The following is a 15,294-nucleotide window of genomic DNA, read 5'->3' as shown; positions in this document are numbered from 1 at the left end:
TACTGGATAGTGTTTGGTACTAATGGTAATATACAGCTACCAAAAAGAAGGAGGCTTCACAATGAATAACGGTGCAAAAGAAAGAGTTGAATGTTTATACCCTGTAGGCTGTCGAGTTAAACTACTTGAAATGGATGATCCATTTCCACCACCTATTGGAACGCTAGGTACTGTCTATGGACATGACGACTTAGCTTCAGTTTTAGTTCATTGGGATAATGGTAGTGGGCTGAGTGTCGTCTATGGAGTTGATAGGATAGTAAAGGTGGAATAAGGCTATGTGGGAGTTGGTAGTCATTGATAGAGGTGAGAGACATTATGTCTGCGATTTGCTCAGAGAATCTTCAACTGACCCAAGTTATATCAATGGTGAATAGATTGCTCATTTGACCTTGAAACGTGACGGTCATCTTGTGTATGCTTACCATCGTGGGGTCTCATTAGATGCAATGAATGCTTTGGATAGGGAAGTTTTTAAAGAAATAATAGCAGATTATAATTGATAATAGTGAGCTTATAACTGGCTATTAAACTCCTTTAGAGGTAATATGTTCACAACAAAAGAAGAGGAGAACAAAAAATGTCAACATCCACAACACTTGAAAAAATGTTTCAAACTATGGAACAACCTCAAGTATCATCCCTTACATAGATTGGGTGATTGTAGCTTTCAATGGATACAAAGGGGTTGGACTTCATATCTATGAAACCATAGATAGCCTAGAAGACTTTGATAACTTTGAAAGAAAGTTTGACAGAATCATTGAAGCTGAAGAAACATTTCAAGATTTGGGCATGCAGTAAAATGGGCTTTTGAACAATTACAATAAACCGAAAGGGTCTCGCAAGAGGCCTTTTTGCGTGTCAGAAAAATGGAAGATAGGAGGTGAGCGACCTGGCACAGCGTGGACGTAAACCAAAACCAACTGGTTTAAAAGTTCTTGAAGGTAACTTAGGTAAGCGTCCTCTCAACCATAAAGAACCTAAACCAACTAAGAAAGCTCCTCGATGCCCATCGTGGTTAGAAGAGGATGCCAAGAAAGAATGGAAACGCATGAGCAAGGTGCTCGAGTCCATGGGTCTTTTGACAGATATGGATATGACGGCTTTTGCAGGATACTGTCAAGCGTACGCTAGATGGAAAGAGGCAGAAGAGTTCCTAACGAAACATGGCTCTATTATCAAAACACCGAACGGCTACCTCCAGCAGGTTCCACAAGTTTCCATTGCTCAAACCAACATGAAAATCATGCTCAAGTTCTCCGAGCAGTTTGGTCTAACCCCTTCTGCAAGAAGTCGAATACAGGCTGATAGTAGTGATGGAGAACAAGATGAAATGGAAAGTCTATTGAGGGAGGTATAGGATGACTTATCACTATAAACCAAGTCCTTTTATGTTGCCTACCTCACACTACGATGAGAAGAAAGCGGATAGGGCGGTAGCCTTTATCCAAAATCTTAAACACACCAAAGGGAAGTGGGCAGGTAAGCACTTTTTACTTTTACCATGGCAGGAACAGATTATTCGTGACTTATTTGGAATTGTGAAAGAGGATGGAAACAGACAGTTTCTCTCCGCTTATGTAGAGATTCCAAAGAAAAATGGTAAGAGTGAGCTTGCGGCTGCCATTGCCCTCTATCTGTTATATGCGGATGGTGAAGCAAGTGCTGAAGTTTACGGTGCTGCTTGTGATAGAAACCAAGCCTCCATTGTATTTGATGTGGCCAAGCAAATGGTAGGGATGTCAAACCCATTAAACAAGCGATCCAAAATCATGGGAGCAACCAAACGCATTGTTAATTACAATAATGCAGGTTTTTATCAAGTGCTATCTGCGGAGACTGGGACAAAGCACGGACTTAATGTGTCAGGTCTTGTCTTTGATGAAATCCATGCTCAACCCAACCGCCATCTCTATGATGTTCTTACCAAAGGTTCTGGTGATGCGCGTGAACAACCACTATTTTTTATCATCACTACCGCAGGTACAGATAAGAACTCTATCTGTTATGAACTTCATACGAAGGCACTAGATATCTTGTCTGGACGAAAGAAAGATGAAACGTTCTACCCAGTTGTTTATGGCCTAGCTAATGATGAGGATTGGCAGGATGAAGAAAATTGGTATAAGGCAAATCCATCATTGGGTCACACCATTCAGATTGACCGTGTGCGTGAAGCCTATCGAAATGCCATCGACAATCCAGCTGAAGAAAATGTTTTTAAGCAACTCCGTTTGAATATGTGGACAAGTTCCACGGTGACGTGGATTGCGGAACATGTCTATGACAAAGGAAATAGACCGATAGTTGAAAGTAGTCTGCTTGGTCGAGAGTGTTATGCAGGGCTTGACTTATCAAGTACGTCTGACATTACTGCCTTTGTTTTAGTGTTTCCACCACGGACTGAGGATGAATCTTACATTGTGTTGCCCTACTTTTGGTTGCCAGAAGACACGCTACCTTTGAGATGTCGACGTGACCATGTTCTTTATGATGTTTGGGAACGTCAAGGCTATCTCAAAACAACCGAAGGGAATGTGGTACATTATGGCTTTATTGAGCGTTTTATCGAAGACTTATCTACTAAGTTTAACATCAAAGAAATTGCTTACGACCGTTGGAATGCGACACAGATGGTTCAAAACTTGGAGGATATGGGCTTAACTGTAGTGCCATTTGGTCAGGGATATAAAGATATGTCACCACCATCTAAGGAATTATACAAACTCATGATGGAGGGCAGGGTCACACACGCTGGTCATCCAGTTTTGAAATGGATGGCTCAAAATGTGGTCATGAGGCAAGATCCAGCTGGTAACATCAAGCCAGACAAAGAGAAGTCAGTCGATAAGATTGATGGGATTGTAGCTCTCATTATGGGACTAGACCGTTGTATCCGTCATAAAGGTGATGATGGTAGTATTTACGACCAGCGAGGAATTTTGAGTTTTTAGAAGGAGGCTCTATGGGAATCTTAGAATTGATAGGCTTAAAGAGGGCAAGAGACAAACCGACCAACTCGTATGAGGGGTCGGATTTTTCGTACCTCTTTGGACGAACCACATCAGGGAAGAATGTCAATGAAATGACAGCTCTTCAAACCACTGCAGTCTATGCCTGTGTGCGAATTTTAGCTGAGGCGATTGCCAGTCTCCCCATTCATGTTTACAAGCATACGGATGAAGGCAAGGAACAAGATGTTAATCATCAGCTCTATTACCTACTTCATGATGAACCAAATCCAGACATGACATCCTTTGTCTTTCGTGAGACACTCATGAGTCATCTATTGATTTGGGGCAATGCTTATGCCCAGATTATTCGTGATGGAAGAGGGCAGGTCTTAGCCTTGTATCCCTTGTTGCCAGATAGGATGACCGTCAAGCGTGATGATAAGGGTGAACTCTACTATGTTTATCAACGTAGTGAAGAGGACAACCCGAACTTCAAAGATAAAGGAAATATCATTCTCAAAAAAAGTGAGGTTTTACATGTTCCTGGCCTTGGCTTTGATGGTTTAATTGGCTACTCACCGATTGCTATGGCAAAAAATGCCGTTGGTATGACCTTGGCGACTGAAGAGTATGGTGCATCATTCTTTGCGAACGGTGCGAATCCCGGAGGTGTTTTGGAACATCCCGGTATTCTCAAAGACCCCAGTAAGGTTAGAGAGTCGTGGAATCAAGTCTATCAAGGCACAAACAATAGCCATAAGGTTGCTGTCCTTGAAGAAGGCATGATCTATAAGACTATTGGGATTCCACCCAATGAAGCCCAGTTCTTAGAGACACGTAAGTTTCAAATCAATGAAATTGCAAGACTCTATCGGATACCACCTCATATGGTCGGTGACTTGGAGAAATCTTCCTTTTCAAATATAGAACAACAGTCCTTGGAGTTTGTGAAGTACACGCTAGATCCTTGGGTAGTTCGATTTGAACAAGCCTTTCAAAAAGCTCTGCTTTTACCTGATGAGAAGAAGACCTACTTTATCAAGTTCAATGTGGACGGTTTGTTAAGAGGGGACTACCAGAGTCGGATGAATGGCTATGCCATAGGCCGTCAAAATGGTTGGTTGTCAACAAATGATATTAGACGCTTAGAGGACATGAACCCACTTTCAAAAGAAGAAGGTGGTGACCTTTACTTGGTCAATGGCAACATGACCAAGTTAGAAGACGCAGGAGGTTTTATCAAAGATGCATAAATTTTGGAATTGGGCCAAAAATGAGGGGGAACGAACCCTCTTTTTAAATGGTGTGATTGCCAGTGAATCTTGGTTTGGGGATGAGGTAACTCCTCAACTCTTTAAAGATGAACTGCTTTCAGAACAAGGAGATATCACACTTTGGATTAATAGCCCGGGTGGAGATGTCTTTGCGGCGGCTCAGATTTATAACATGTTAATGGATTATAAAGGAGCAGTCACCGTAAACATTGATGGCATTGCGGCTAGTGCAGCATCTGTCATTGCCATGGCTGGAACAATTGTAAACATGAGTCCAGTCTCTATGATGATGATTCATAATCCGGCCACTTTTGCGAGTGGTGACAAACGTGAGATGGAAAAAGCTATTCAGCTTCTAAATGAAGTGAAGGAGTCGATTATCAACGCTTATGAGATTAAGACATCTCTAAGTCGTCAGAAACTCTCAAACCTCATGGATGGAGAGACTTGGCTCAATGCAAAGAAAGCAGTTGAGTTAGGTTTTGCGGATCAGATTATCTTCGATGGCACTCATGACAATGATGAGTCACAAGATGCCTATGCATTTTCAATGCAGACAGTAACCAATCAAGTGGTCGCCAAGTGTGAACAGTTGATAGATAAACCCAAGGTTGCAGTAAGCACCTTGGAAAAACGACTACAGTTATTAAAACCCTAGGAGGACATTTATACTATGGACAAAATTTTAGAACTACGAGAAAAACGTGCCAAGGTTTGGGATAAAGCCAAGAACTTCTTAGATTCATGTCGTGATGAAAAGGGCATGATTTCACAGGAAGATAGTGAACACTACGATAAGTTGGAACAAGAAGTGGTTGACCTTGGAAAAGAGATTGACCGTTTGGAACGCCAAGAACGTATTGAGCGTGAACTGTCACAAGCAACTAGCGCGGCTATTGTCTCTCAACCACGAACTGATGCTGGTGGTGATGAGAAGACAGGTACGGCTTCAACTGTTTACAACCAATCATTCTGGAAAAATGTGCGTCAAAAGAATTTCTTTGACGTTAATAATACCTTGAACATTGGGAATGATGGTCAAGGTGGTTACTTGGTACCTGATGAATACGAGAACCGCTTGATTAAGGCTCTTGAAGAGGAGAACTTCTTCCGTCGTTTGGCAACCATTATCAAGACCTCAAATGGTGAGCGCAAGATTCCAGTGGTGACAGGTCATGGTACGGCTGCGTGGATGGATGAAAATGGTACTTACCCAGAGAGTGAAGAAACCTTTGGCCAAGTGACTCTTGGTGCTTACAAGGTTGGGACAGCTATCAAGATTTCAGAGGAGTTGATTCATGACTCTGTCTTTGACCTTGAATCCTATATGGCAGAAGAGTTTGCTCGACGCATTGGGTCTAAGGAAGAAGAAGCCTTCTTGATTGGTGATGGTTCTGGTAAACCAACTGGTGTCTTTACCACAGTTACTGAAGGGGTTACTTCAACAGGTGCCAACATCACCTTTGATGATGTGATGGACCTTTATCATTCTCTCAAGTCACCTTACCGTAAGAATTCCGTTTGGATTCTCAATGATTCTACTATCAAGGCTCTGCGTAAGTTGAAGGACAACAACGGAAATTACATCTGGCAACCATCTGTTCAAGCAGGAGTACCAGATATGATTTTGAATCGACCATACTATACGTCAAGCTATGCCCCAGAAATTGCTTCTGGGCAAAAAGTTCTTGCTTTTGGGGATTTCTCCCACTATTGGATTAGTGACCGTCAAGGGCGTTCCTTCAAACGTCTGAACGAGTTGTATGCGACTAGTGGTCAAGTTGGATTCTTGGGTAGCCAACGTGTGGATGGGAAATTGGTTCTTCCTGAAGCTGTCAAAGTGCTCACCATGAAAGGGTAAGATATGCTTACGCTTTTAGAAGCTAAAATCTATCTACGAGTTGATACTTCTGGGGAAGATAATTTGATAAAAGTCTTGATTGCAACTAGTGAAGAACTCTGCAAAGACGTATTGCGAGTGGATGAGTTGGTGGATACACCGCTTATTCGCTCCGCAATGCTCTATGCGGTAGCTTATCTTTTCGAGCATCGAGAAGAGGCTAACCATCATGATTTGAAAGAGACGCTCTATCATCTGTTAGGTGGTTTGCGAAAAGAGGTGTTTTAAATGAAAATTGCACCTTTAAACCAGCGAGTTCTTTTCAAGAAACGTGTGATTACTCAAGATGATATTGGTAACGAAACAAGTCAGTTTACTAATTTATTTTCACGATGGGCTAGTGTGAATCAAGCAAATAGTGATGAGATATTTGAAGTGGGTCAAACGAAACGAAAACTTCAGCTGATAGTCACTCTTAGATATGATTCAGAAGTCGCCTCACTTGATACCACCAATACACAACTCATCTTTCAAGGGAAATCGTTTAATATTCTTTCAATTGACCATGTCTTTTTTGAAAAGAAAATGGTCAAATGTCGAGTGGAGGAAGAGCCATGAGAGCTGATGAACTGAGTAGGGCTATTGAAAAGGAGCTAGAGGAATACTTGCATCAAACAACAGAGACGGTAGTTGAAGCAGTCGATGATGTAACGGACGAGGCGATTGCGACTCTAAAATCTACATCGCCCAAGCGGAGTGGTCGCTATGTGAGAGGGTGGACTTCAAAGGAAACGAGTAGCACGTCCACTGGTAAAACGAAAACGATTCATAATCGGACACCAGGCCTAACTCATCTACTTGAGAATGGCTATGCCAAACAAAATGGTGGTCGAGTTTCCGGGCGTCCTCATATTGGCCCCGTTGAACAAAAAGCAGTTCAAGCTTTGGAGAAGAAGATTCGAGGTAACTTATGAGTGAAAAGGAGTTTTTTAAACAGCTAAAAGCCTTACATCTTCCGATTGCTTATCATCACTTCGAAGAAGGTCACAGTCCAAGTCCGCCTTTTATGGTTTATTATAGTCCGCAATCAGAAAACTTTGGGGCAGACAATCAGGTTTACCATAAGGGCGCGCAATTCATTCTTGAACTTTACACAAGGAAGAAAGACCTCGACGTTGAAGGGAAGATTGAAACTTTTCTGACGGAACAACATTTGTTTTTTGACAAGGTTGAAACTTATATTGATACCGAGCAACTTTATCAGGTTGCTTTTCATTTTGCATTTTAAGAAGGAGAACATATGGCTGAAAAAAATAAAGTCACGTTTGGTCTACAAGATGTCCACTGGGCAGAAGTCACAACGGAAGGGAGTGACGGAGCCTTAACCTATGGGAATGTTGAACGATTAAGAGGTGCTGCAGAGTTGACCCTTGAAGCAACAGGAGATTCAGGTTCCTACAAAGCGGATAATATCAACTTTTATACGACTGAGTCTAATGATGGTTATAGTGGAACTTTGAAGGTTGCCCTTTTAACACAAGAGTTCTTAACTCGAGTGTTAGGAGAAACACTAGATGATACCAATAAGGTGATTACGGAATCATCCAATGCAACTCGGAAAAACTTCGCATTAATGTTCCGTTTTGAAGGGGATAAGAAGGAGACACTTCATGTCCTCTATTACTGTTATGCCTCTCGACCAACAGTAGGCTCAAAAACCAAGAATGGTAGTGATATCAATGAAGTGGAATTGAAATTCACAGCCAGTCCACGTCCACTTGATCAGGTGGTTCGTCGTCGGACAACAGAAGAGACCCCCGAAACAGTGAAGAAAAATTGGTTTAAGTCTGTATATGAGCCAACTGTCGCAAGTGGAGGTAGTCGTACATGAGAAAACAGGTGACGATTTGTGGGAAAGTTTACCCACTAGCAAGTAATGCTTACACGCCGATTGCCTATAAAGAACAATTCGGTAAAGATTACTTTCAAGACCTCTTTCAAATGATTAATGCCAAGTCTATTTTAGACCAACTTAATCAGTTAGAAGAAGGAGAGGAGCTAACCGCACAAAATATGGATGTCTCCATTCTTTCTGATTTCGATATGACCTTCTTTCATCGACTATTTTGGGTATTTGCCAAATCAGCCAATCCACGGGTGAAAGCATTTGATGTTTTCTTTATGGAGATGGAGGAGTTACCGATTCAGGAGATTGGTCCAGTCTTGATGGAGATGTTAAATCAAGGAATGTCGACTCGAAAAAAGTCGATGAAACCGATGAAGCGAGTGAAGAAATCTTCACGGTAGAAAGCTACTTGTCCTGTTGCAAGGAAACTGGACTATCTATGGATGATTTAAAACACATCTCTATTGGGATGGCACTGGATTATCAGACGGATTATGTCGCCTTGCGTTCTGACAAACCACAAACTAGACGAGCAACCCAAGCTGATTTTGATAACTTTTAGAGAAAGGAGGGAGAACTATGGCTGGTAACATCAAAGGCATTACGATTGAGATTGGTGGTGACACCCAACCTTTACAACGAGCCTTGAAGGGAATAAATAAAGAATCAGCGGAATCCACTAAAGAGCTGAAACAAATTGATAAAGCACTGAAATTTGATACTGGCAATGTCACTCTCCTTACTCAAAAGCAAGAGGTGCTTTCAAAACAGATTGCGACCACGAAAGAAAAATTAGAAACCTTACGTCAGGCACAAAGTCAAGTTGAAGCGCAATTCCAACGTGGGGATATTGGTGCAGAACAATATCGAGCATTCCAACGTGAAGTTGAGACAACACAAAATGTCCTAAAAAGCTATGAAACAAAACTTGAAGGAGTTAATCGAGCGCTTGATTCTCACGGAAACACAGTTGAAAGCAACCGGTCGAAATTAAACAGTTTAGAAGCTGAACAGGCCCAATTAGCATCAGAGAGTGAGAAACTCAATTCCACCTTTCGTTTGCAAGAGAGTCAGCTTGGTTCAAATGCTTCAGAGTCTGAAAAATTAGCCTTAGCACAAAGAAGAATTGCTAGTCAGTCTGAACTCGTTGAGCGTCAAATTGCGAATTTAGAACGTCAGTTAGAACTAACCAAATCAGAATATGGCGAGAATTCTGTCGAAGCCAATCGGCTTGAGAAAACACTCAACGATACTAAGACAGCCTATAACAATCTCCAACAGGAAATGGAGGGGCTTTCCAATGCCTCCCAACAATCTGCAGCAAGCCTTGAACAAACCAATGGTTTATTAAAAGCAGATATCCTTATGGAGTTTGGAGACCGATTGGGTGAACTCTCTCAAAAGTTAATCGAATTTGGGCAACAATCTCTTGAAGCTTTTCGTGAAGTTGATGAAGGAATGGATATCATCATCACCAAGACTGGTGCTAGTGGAAAGGCACTTGAAGGGATGCAAGATATTGCGACTGAACTCGCCACTTCCATTCCTACAGACTTTGCGACAGCAGGTAGTGCGGTTGGGGAATTAAATACTCAGTTTGGCTTAACAGGAGATGCTTTATCACAGGCTTCAGCATTACTGATTAAGTATTCTGAAATCAATGGTTCGGATGTGACGCAATCGGCTATTTCTGCCAAACAGGCCATTGAAGCCTATGGTCTTGAGTCTAAAGACCTCGCCATGGTACTTGATACGGTCACTTTTACTTCCCAACAAACTGGGGTTGGTGTTCAGGATCTAATGAGTAAGGTCGTATCTGGTGCTCCTCAAATTAAGTCACTTGGGTTATCCTTTGACGAGGGTGTCGCCTTAATGGGACGCTTTGAAAAAGCTGGTGTCGATTCAAGTGCTGCACTTTCTACTTTATCTAAAGCGGCTGTTAATTATGCCAAGGATGGCTTAACCTTACAAGATGGTCTGGCAAAAACTGTTGAACAAATTAAGAATTCAACAAATGAGACAGAGAGTCTGACACTCGCTTCAGAAGTTTTTGGTTCAAAAGCTGCGCCACGAATGGTCGATGCCATTAAGCGTGGTGCTTTTTCATTTAATGATTTATCAGGGACTGCTAAGAATGCTTTAGGAGTTGTGACGTCAACTTATGAAGCAACACTTGATCCGATTGATAAATTTACGATTGCACAAAATACTGCTAAAGCTGCCATGGCAGAGGTTGGTGGTGTTTTAGCTGAAGCTCTAGCACCAGTCTTAGAATTATTGGCTCAATTACTACAAGCTGTCGCCAATTGGTTCAGCAACTTACCTAGTCCCATTCAGACCTTTATTGTCATTATGGGTGGTTTAATTACAGTTGTCGGTCTGTTGTTACCTGGACTCTTAGCCCTTCAAGCGGCAGCAGTCGCCATGGGAACGACCATTGGCGGATTGGTCGTTGCAGCAGCTCCGATTGTTGGAACAGTTCTAGGCATCATAGCAGTGATTGCCCTATTAGTCGTTGGGATTCAAGAACTGTGGCAAAACAATGAAGGCTTTCGGACAGCAGTCATTGAAATCTGGAATGCCATCTATGCTTTTATTTCAGTTATTCTTCAAGAGATTAGTACCTTTATCATGACGATCTGGGGAACTCTTACCACTTGGTGGACAGAAAATCAAGCCCTTATACAAGTAGCAGTTGAAACGGTCTGGAATGCCATTTCTACAGTTATTCAGACGGTCATGTCTTTGATTGGCCCCTATCTTGAAGCTGCTTGGGCAAATATTCAGTTAATCATCACCACGGCTTGGGACATCATCAAAACAGTTGTCGAAACAGCTATCAATGTTGTTTTAGGAATCATCAAAGCTATTATGCAGGTCATAACTGGTGACTGGTCTGGCGCATGGGAGACGATCAAGGGAGTTCTTCAGAGAGTTTGGCAAGCTATTCAACAAATTGTGACGACGATATTGTCTGCCATAGGTCAGTTTATTTCCAATACCTGGAATGGAATTAAAGACACCATTAGTAATGTTTTAACCGCTATTTCTGGAATCGTGTCTTCTATTTGGAACACGATAAAATCCGTCATCACGTCAGTGATTTCTTCAATTGTTTCTTTTGTATCCAGTGGCTGGTCTGGCATTCAACAGACCATTTCTAGTATTCTCAGTGGTATTAGCTCCACTGTTTCAAGTGTCTGGAATGGTATCAAGAATTCTATCTCAAATGCCATCAATGGTGCAAAAAATGTTGTATCTTCTGCCATTAATGCCATCAAGAATCTGTTTAACTTTAAGATTTCATGGCCACATATTCCGTTACCTCACTTTTCTGTGAGTGGTTCTGCCAATCCACTTGATTGGTTAAAGGGCGGTTTGCCTAAGATTTCGATTGCTTGGTATGCCAAGGGTGGGATTCTAACGAAACCGACAGCCTTTGGCATGAATGGAAATCAATTGATGGTTGGTGGTGAAGCTGGGAAAGAGGCTGTCTTGCCTTTAACCAAACAGAATCTTGCGGCAATCGGTGAAGAAATCGCATCAACCATGGGAACTGGTGGCAATGTCATCAATGTTTCCATTACAGATGTAGTGATAAGAGAAGAAGCCGATATCAAACGACTAGCCAATCAAGTAGCAGAAAGAATTCATGACGAGTTAACTCGAATACAATCATTGAGAGGGGTGAGGTTGTGATCCAACATAATGCATTAATCATAGATGGTTTATCAACTGCCTCATTCCCTTACAAGATACTCGTGGAAGATAGACCAAGTTTTCATATTCCGACTTCTAAAAGCCAACTGCAAGAACATGACGGTTTGAGTGGTGGATTGGTTTTGACCAATAAGCACCGAAAAGTGATTGAGAAAGCTTATCGTATTCACCTTATTGCTGCAACTGAAGAACAGATTAATGAATTTTCTGCTCTTTTAACTCGTGAAGGGTTTTGGCTTGAAAGTGAGCGCATGAAAACCACAAGGTACTGGTGTTATAAGGTAGATAGCTTTGATATTGTTCAAGATAATTTAGGAGTATTCACCCTAGAGGTCACTTTCCTTTGTCATCCTACTCGATATTTTAATGATGTTAGTGAGTATACCTTAACGAAGAATGGGACAATTCCCTTGCTTGGTTCAGCTCTGTCTTATCCTAAGATTACTGTTTCAGGTAAATCGACTGGAGAGACAAGTTTCACCATCGGTGAACAAGTTATTGGTTTGGAGCAACTAAACAAAACTTTGGTTATGGATAATGACCCACATCATCCAAGTTTTTTGACAGAAAGTGGAGAGTTGGTTCATTGGTCAGGAGATTTTATCACACTCGATGCCAATCAAAAAGACAAGAAAGTTGGTGTGGTGCTTGGTACTGGAATTACCAGTCTTCACATTGAAATATTATGGGGGTGGGCTTGATGTTATTCTTATTAGATGGACAAACTAAAACTCCAAAATGGAACGGACTTCCCCTTCATGAAACCTTGAGCGCGGAAGTTGAAGAAACGTTGAATGGTGATTTTACGCTTCAATTTGATTATCCGATTACGGATTCAGGCATTTATAAAGAGTTAGTGACAGATAAATTGATACTATGTCCAGTTCCCTATGCCAATAAACAACTCTTTCGGATTAAGAAACCAATTGAAGAAAACGATAGGGTTCGTGTGACTTGCCAACATATTACGGATGATATCATGCGTCGCTCTATTCTACCAGTTTCGAATCAAAATGTGACCTGCCAAAGTGCCCTTGGACAATTGATTTCAAAAGCTAAAAGAGATATAGCTCGCTTTTCTTTTGATAGTGATATTACAAAGAAAAGGTCGTTTAATACGACAGAGACAGCTACACTTTACAAAGTGTTGATGGATGGGAAACATTCCATTGTAGGAACTTGGGAGGGAGAGTTGGTTCGCGATAACTTTTTATTCACCATCAAAGAACATCGAGGAAAGAATCGTGGGGTGGCCATTTCAACGCATCATAACTTAGAAAAGTTTGATCGTACTCGTTCTAGTCAGTCTATTGTCACTCGCATTTATGCGTCCTCAACTTTTAAGCCAGAAGGTGAAAAGGAAGAGAAAACTCTTTCGGTTATGGTGGAGAGTCCTCTCATTCATCAATATCCTTATGTGCATGAGGCGGAGTATGAGAACAATAATCTCCATACCGAGGAAGAATTGAGACAATGGGCGATGGCAAAATTTAGCAATGACCATTTAGATCAGGTTTCAGAAGTGATTGAGATTGAAGCCTTTGAACTGGATGGACAAGAGGTGCAGTTGGGGGACGAGGTGACTCTAAAAAGTAGACTTCACCAAGTTGATGTGGTCAAAAAAGTAGTTGCTTATCGCTTTAATGCTTTAACAGAGAAAATCATATCCATCTCATTTGACGATACGGTCTCGTTTGGTGGACAAGGGGTGTCAGGGAATCCCATTTCATCTGTCGCAAATGAGCTTTTAACTCTCAATGATGGAAAGGTTCAACGTCAGATTGAAAGGGAGCGAGCCAATCTCAGTCTTGTACTTGATTCCAATATGAGTCGAGTAAGCAAGGATGTAGAAGATGGGATTGAGCGAGCAAAAGCTGAAGCTGTTCGAAGTGGTAATCAAGCAGCAGTTGACTATTTATCCTCAGAGGCGGCAGAAATTCGCTTTGCGGCTATTCAAAAAGCAAAGATAGATGAACTAACCGTGTCTAATTCTGCTTGGATGCGTCGTTTGGTTTCTCATCAGGTGTTGACTGAGTATTTAAATGCGATAGAAGTCAATGCCAACAAGGTTGTTATTCCTGGAAGTCACAAGCCAGTATTTTCATTGGACTCCAATGGGAATATTTCAATTGATACACCACTCTTAAAAGTGAGAGGCGAAGAACTAGCTACCAAGAGTCAACTTTCTAAACTGTCACTCACTCCAGGTCCAAAAGGAGACAGAGGCATCAGCATTTCCCAAATCGAAGAATACTATTTGGTGAGTAATCAAAAAACAGGAGTCCTCACATCAACGAGTGGTTGGTCAAAAACCATTCCTGTTTTAACGGATACCAGTAAATATCTTTGGAATTACAAACGAACTGTTTTCACTGACGGAAATGAAACGTTGACGACACCAGTCGTTATTGGTGTTTATGGAAATAAGGGAGATATCGGTCAAACCTTGTATACATGGAAGATGTATGCGGATAGTGATAAAGGCGAGGGGATTTCCTCTTCACCTAAGGGGAAACGCTATTTGGGTTTGGCAGTTAATCGACCAACTGCTACACCTTCAACGAACCCGAGTGATTATACTTGGTCTTCTTTCTTTGAGGGGACTGTTTTAGGTGGGCGAAATTACATTGATGACTATGCCATGCGAGAAACAAGTTTCACTAATCTTCAGTCAGAATGGCGAAAAGAAATCGTAGAAGATAGTACATCTGTCAGTGACATCTCGATTAAAATGACTTGTACCAAGTCTGGAAGTGGTGGATTCAAGCGAGACTTTTTTGACTTGCGGACATGCATTGGACAGACCATGACCTTTGCGGTTGATATGAAAACTTCAAGAGCGGTGTCCATGATGATTGGCTCTGAATTAGGTGGAACAAAATCGATTCAACTTACCACCAATTGGGAACGAGTGGTTTCAAGTTGGAAGGTTTCAAGTAACGTAGCTTATTCTTTTGTCTTTACTTTATCATCTGGAACATGGGTACAAGGTGATGTGGTTTGGCTACGAAATGTCCAACTTGAAGATGGCAATGTGGCAACCACTCCAGGTCCATCCTTAGCAGATTTGATGAAGCAAATTGATGGGAAAGCAGATCAAAGTTTTATGAAGCAACAATTGGATATCCTAACGGAGAAGACGGAGTCGATTCGAGTGGATATGGAAGCGAGGGCACTTGCCAGTGAAGTTTCTGATTGGCTCAAGACCTATAAGGAATTTGAAAAGAGTAACAAGGAAACACTCACCAAATTCAATCAGGATTTTGTCGCAAACACACAGCGCATCGCAGCTATTGAAGCTGATTTGAAAAGTAATGCCTTGCTTTTACAATTTGTGAACACTTATCTGCGAGCAGGTGATAATGGTGTCATCATTGGTAAGAAAGATAATTCTGAGTTTATCGAATTAACCCCACAAGGAATGATGATTAAATCAGCAGGGAATGCGGTCATGACCGTTACTTCTGGTGTGATTAAAATCCACCATGGGGTTTTTGTTGAAACGCTACAAGTTGGATATTATCGTTTAGAAGCTGCAAGGCATAACCCCAAACATTTAGTTTGTCGCTTCATCGACAGCAAGACTTAGAAAGGAAA

16 protein-coding genes and 1 pseudogene are annotated in these 15,294 nt (G+C 41.6%); all 17 read left to right on the top strand.

The window, feature by feature from the left end; translation table 11 throughout:
- Window positions 1-61: 61 nt before the first annotated feature.
- Window positions 62-274 (top strand): DUF4314 domain-containing protein, encoded by a 213-nt coding sequence (locus D8793_RS03795; protein WP_032462752.1) that lies wholly within the window; start codon window positions 62-64, stop codon window positions 272-274.
- Between the two features lie 306 nt (window positions 275-580).
- Window positions 581-830 (top strand): annotated as a pseudogene (locus D8793_RS03790) (Nmad4 family putative nucleotide modification protein).
- Between the two features lie 65 nt (window positions 831-895).
- Entirely contained in the window at window positions 896-1,363 is a 468-nt protein-coding gene (locus D8793_RS03785) for a phage terminase small subunit P27 family (RefSeq protein WP_032462765.1), read from the top strand.
- A gap of 1 nt (window position 1,364) precedes the next feature.
- Window positions 1,365-2,957, top strand: a complete 1,593-nt coding sequence (locus D8793_RS03780) for a terminase large subunit (RefSeq protein ID WP_032462751.1) — start codon at window positions 1,365-1,367, stop codon at window positions 2,955-2,957.
- An 11-nt stretch (window positions 2,958-2,968) separates the two neighbouring features.
- Window positions 2,969-4,210 carry a phage portal protein gene (locus tag D8793_RS03775; RefSeq protein ID WP_011184688.1) on the top strand — a complete coding sequence of 414 codons (1,242 nt, stop codon included), beginning with the start codon at window positions 2,969-2,971 and terminating at the stop codon, window positions 4,208-4,210.
- The gene (locus D8793_RS03770) at window positions 4,203-4,889 is read left to right on the top strand and encodes a head maturation protease, ClpP-related (protein WP_011184687.1); all 687 of its coding nucleotides are present in this window, start codon (window positions 4,203-4,205) and stop codon (window positions 4,887-4,889) included. The genes D8793_RS03775 and D8793_RS03770 overlap by 8 nt, the downstream gene beginning before the upstream one ends.
- 15 nt (window positions 4,890-4,904) lie before the next feature.
- Entirely contained in the window at window positions 4,905-6,092 is a 1,188-nt protein-coding gene (locus tag D8793_RS03765; protein ID WP_011184686.1) for a phage major capsid protein, read from the top strand.
- A gap of 3 nt (window positions 6,093-6,095) precedes the next feature.
- Complete coding sequence (locus D8793_RS03760; RefSeq protein WP_125370624.1) at window positions 6,096-6,359, top strand: head-tail connector protein; 264 nt, start codon at window positions 6,096-6,098, stop codon at window positions 6,357-6,359.
- A complete protein-coding gene (locus D8793_RS03755) occupies window positions 6,360-6,689 on the top strand; it encodes a phage head closure protein (RefSeq protein ID WP_011184684.1) in 330 nt (109 codons plus the stop codon).
- Window positions 6,686-7,045, top strand: a complete 360-nt coding sequence (locus tag D8793_RS03750; RefSeq protein WP_032462749.1) for an HK97 gp10 family phage protein — start codon at window positions 6,686-6,688, stop codon at window positions 7,043-7,045. Before D8793_RS03755 ends, D8793_RS03750 begins: the two co-directional genes overlap by 4 nt.
- Window positions 7,042-7,359: a hypothetical protein gene (locus tag D8793_RS03745; protein ID WP_011184682.1), complete on the top strand. Its 318-nt coding sequence runs from the start codon at window positions 7,042-7,044 to the stop codon at window positions 7,357-7,359. The genes D8793_RS03750 and D8793_RS03745 overlap by 4 nt, the downstream gene beginning before the upstream one ends.
- A gap of 12 nt (window positions 7,360-7,371) precedes the next feature.
- Window positions 7,372-7,962 (top strand): major tail protein, encoded by a 591-nt coding sequence (locus D8793_RS03740; RefSeq protein WP_011184681.1) that lies wholly within the window; start codon window positions 7,372-7,374, stop codon window positions 7,960-7,962.
- Complete coding sequence (locus D8793_RS03735; protein ID WP_011184680.1) at window positions 7,959-8,378, top strand: hypothetical protein; 420 nt, start codon at window positions 7,959-7,961, stop codon at window positions 8,376-8,378. The genes D8793_RS03740 and D8793_RS03735 overlap by 4 nt, the downstream gene beginning before the upstream one ends.
- Window positions 8,379-8,416: 38 nt before the next feature.
- Window positions 8,417-8,539: a hypothetical protein gene (locus D8793_RS12120; protein WP_032462748.1), complete on the top strand. Its 123-nt coding sequence runs from the start codon at window positions 8,417-8,419 to the stop codon at window positions 8,537-8,539.
- A 17-nt stretch (window positions 8,540-8,556) separates the two neighbouring features.
- Complete coding sequence (locus D8793_RS03730; RefSeq protein ID WP_125370623.1) at window positions 8,557-11,676, top strand: phage tail tape measure protein; 3,120 nt, start codon at window positions 8,557-8,559, stop codon at window positions 11,674-11,676.
- Window positions 11,673-12,398 (top strand): hypothetical protein, encoded by a 726-nt coding sequence (locus tag D8793_RS03725; protein ID WP_061600625.1) that lies wholly within the window; start codon window positions 11,673-11,675, stop codon window positions 12,396-12,398. The genes D8793_RS03730 and D8793_RS03725 overlap by 4 nt, the downstream gene beginning before the upstream one ends.
- Window positions 12,398-15,286, top strand: a complete 2,889-nt coding sequence (locus tag D8793_RS03720; RefSeq protein WP_117508626.1) for a phage tail spike protein — start codon at window positions 12,398-12,400, stop codon at window positions 15,284-15,286. The genes D8793_RS03725 and D8793_RS03720 overlap by 1 nt, the downstream gene beginning before the upstream one ends.
- Window positions 15,287-15,294: the final 8 nt, after the last annotated feature.

Origin of the sequence: Streptococcus cristatus, from assembly GCF_003943465.1 — a bacterium.
GTDB lineage: Bacteria > Bacillota > Bacilli > Lactobacillales > Streptococcaceae > Streptococcus > Streptococcus cristatus_C.
Note: the sequence above shows the minus strand (reverse complement) of the source record. Positions and strands in the feature narration are given on the sequence as shown.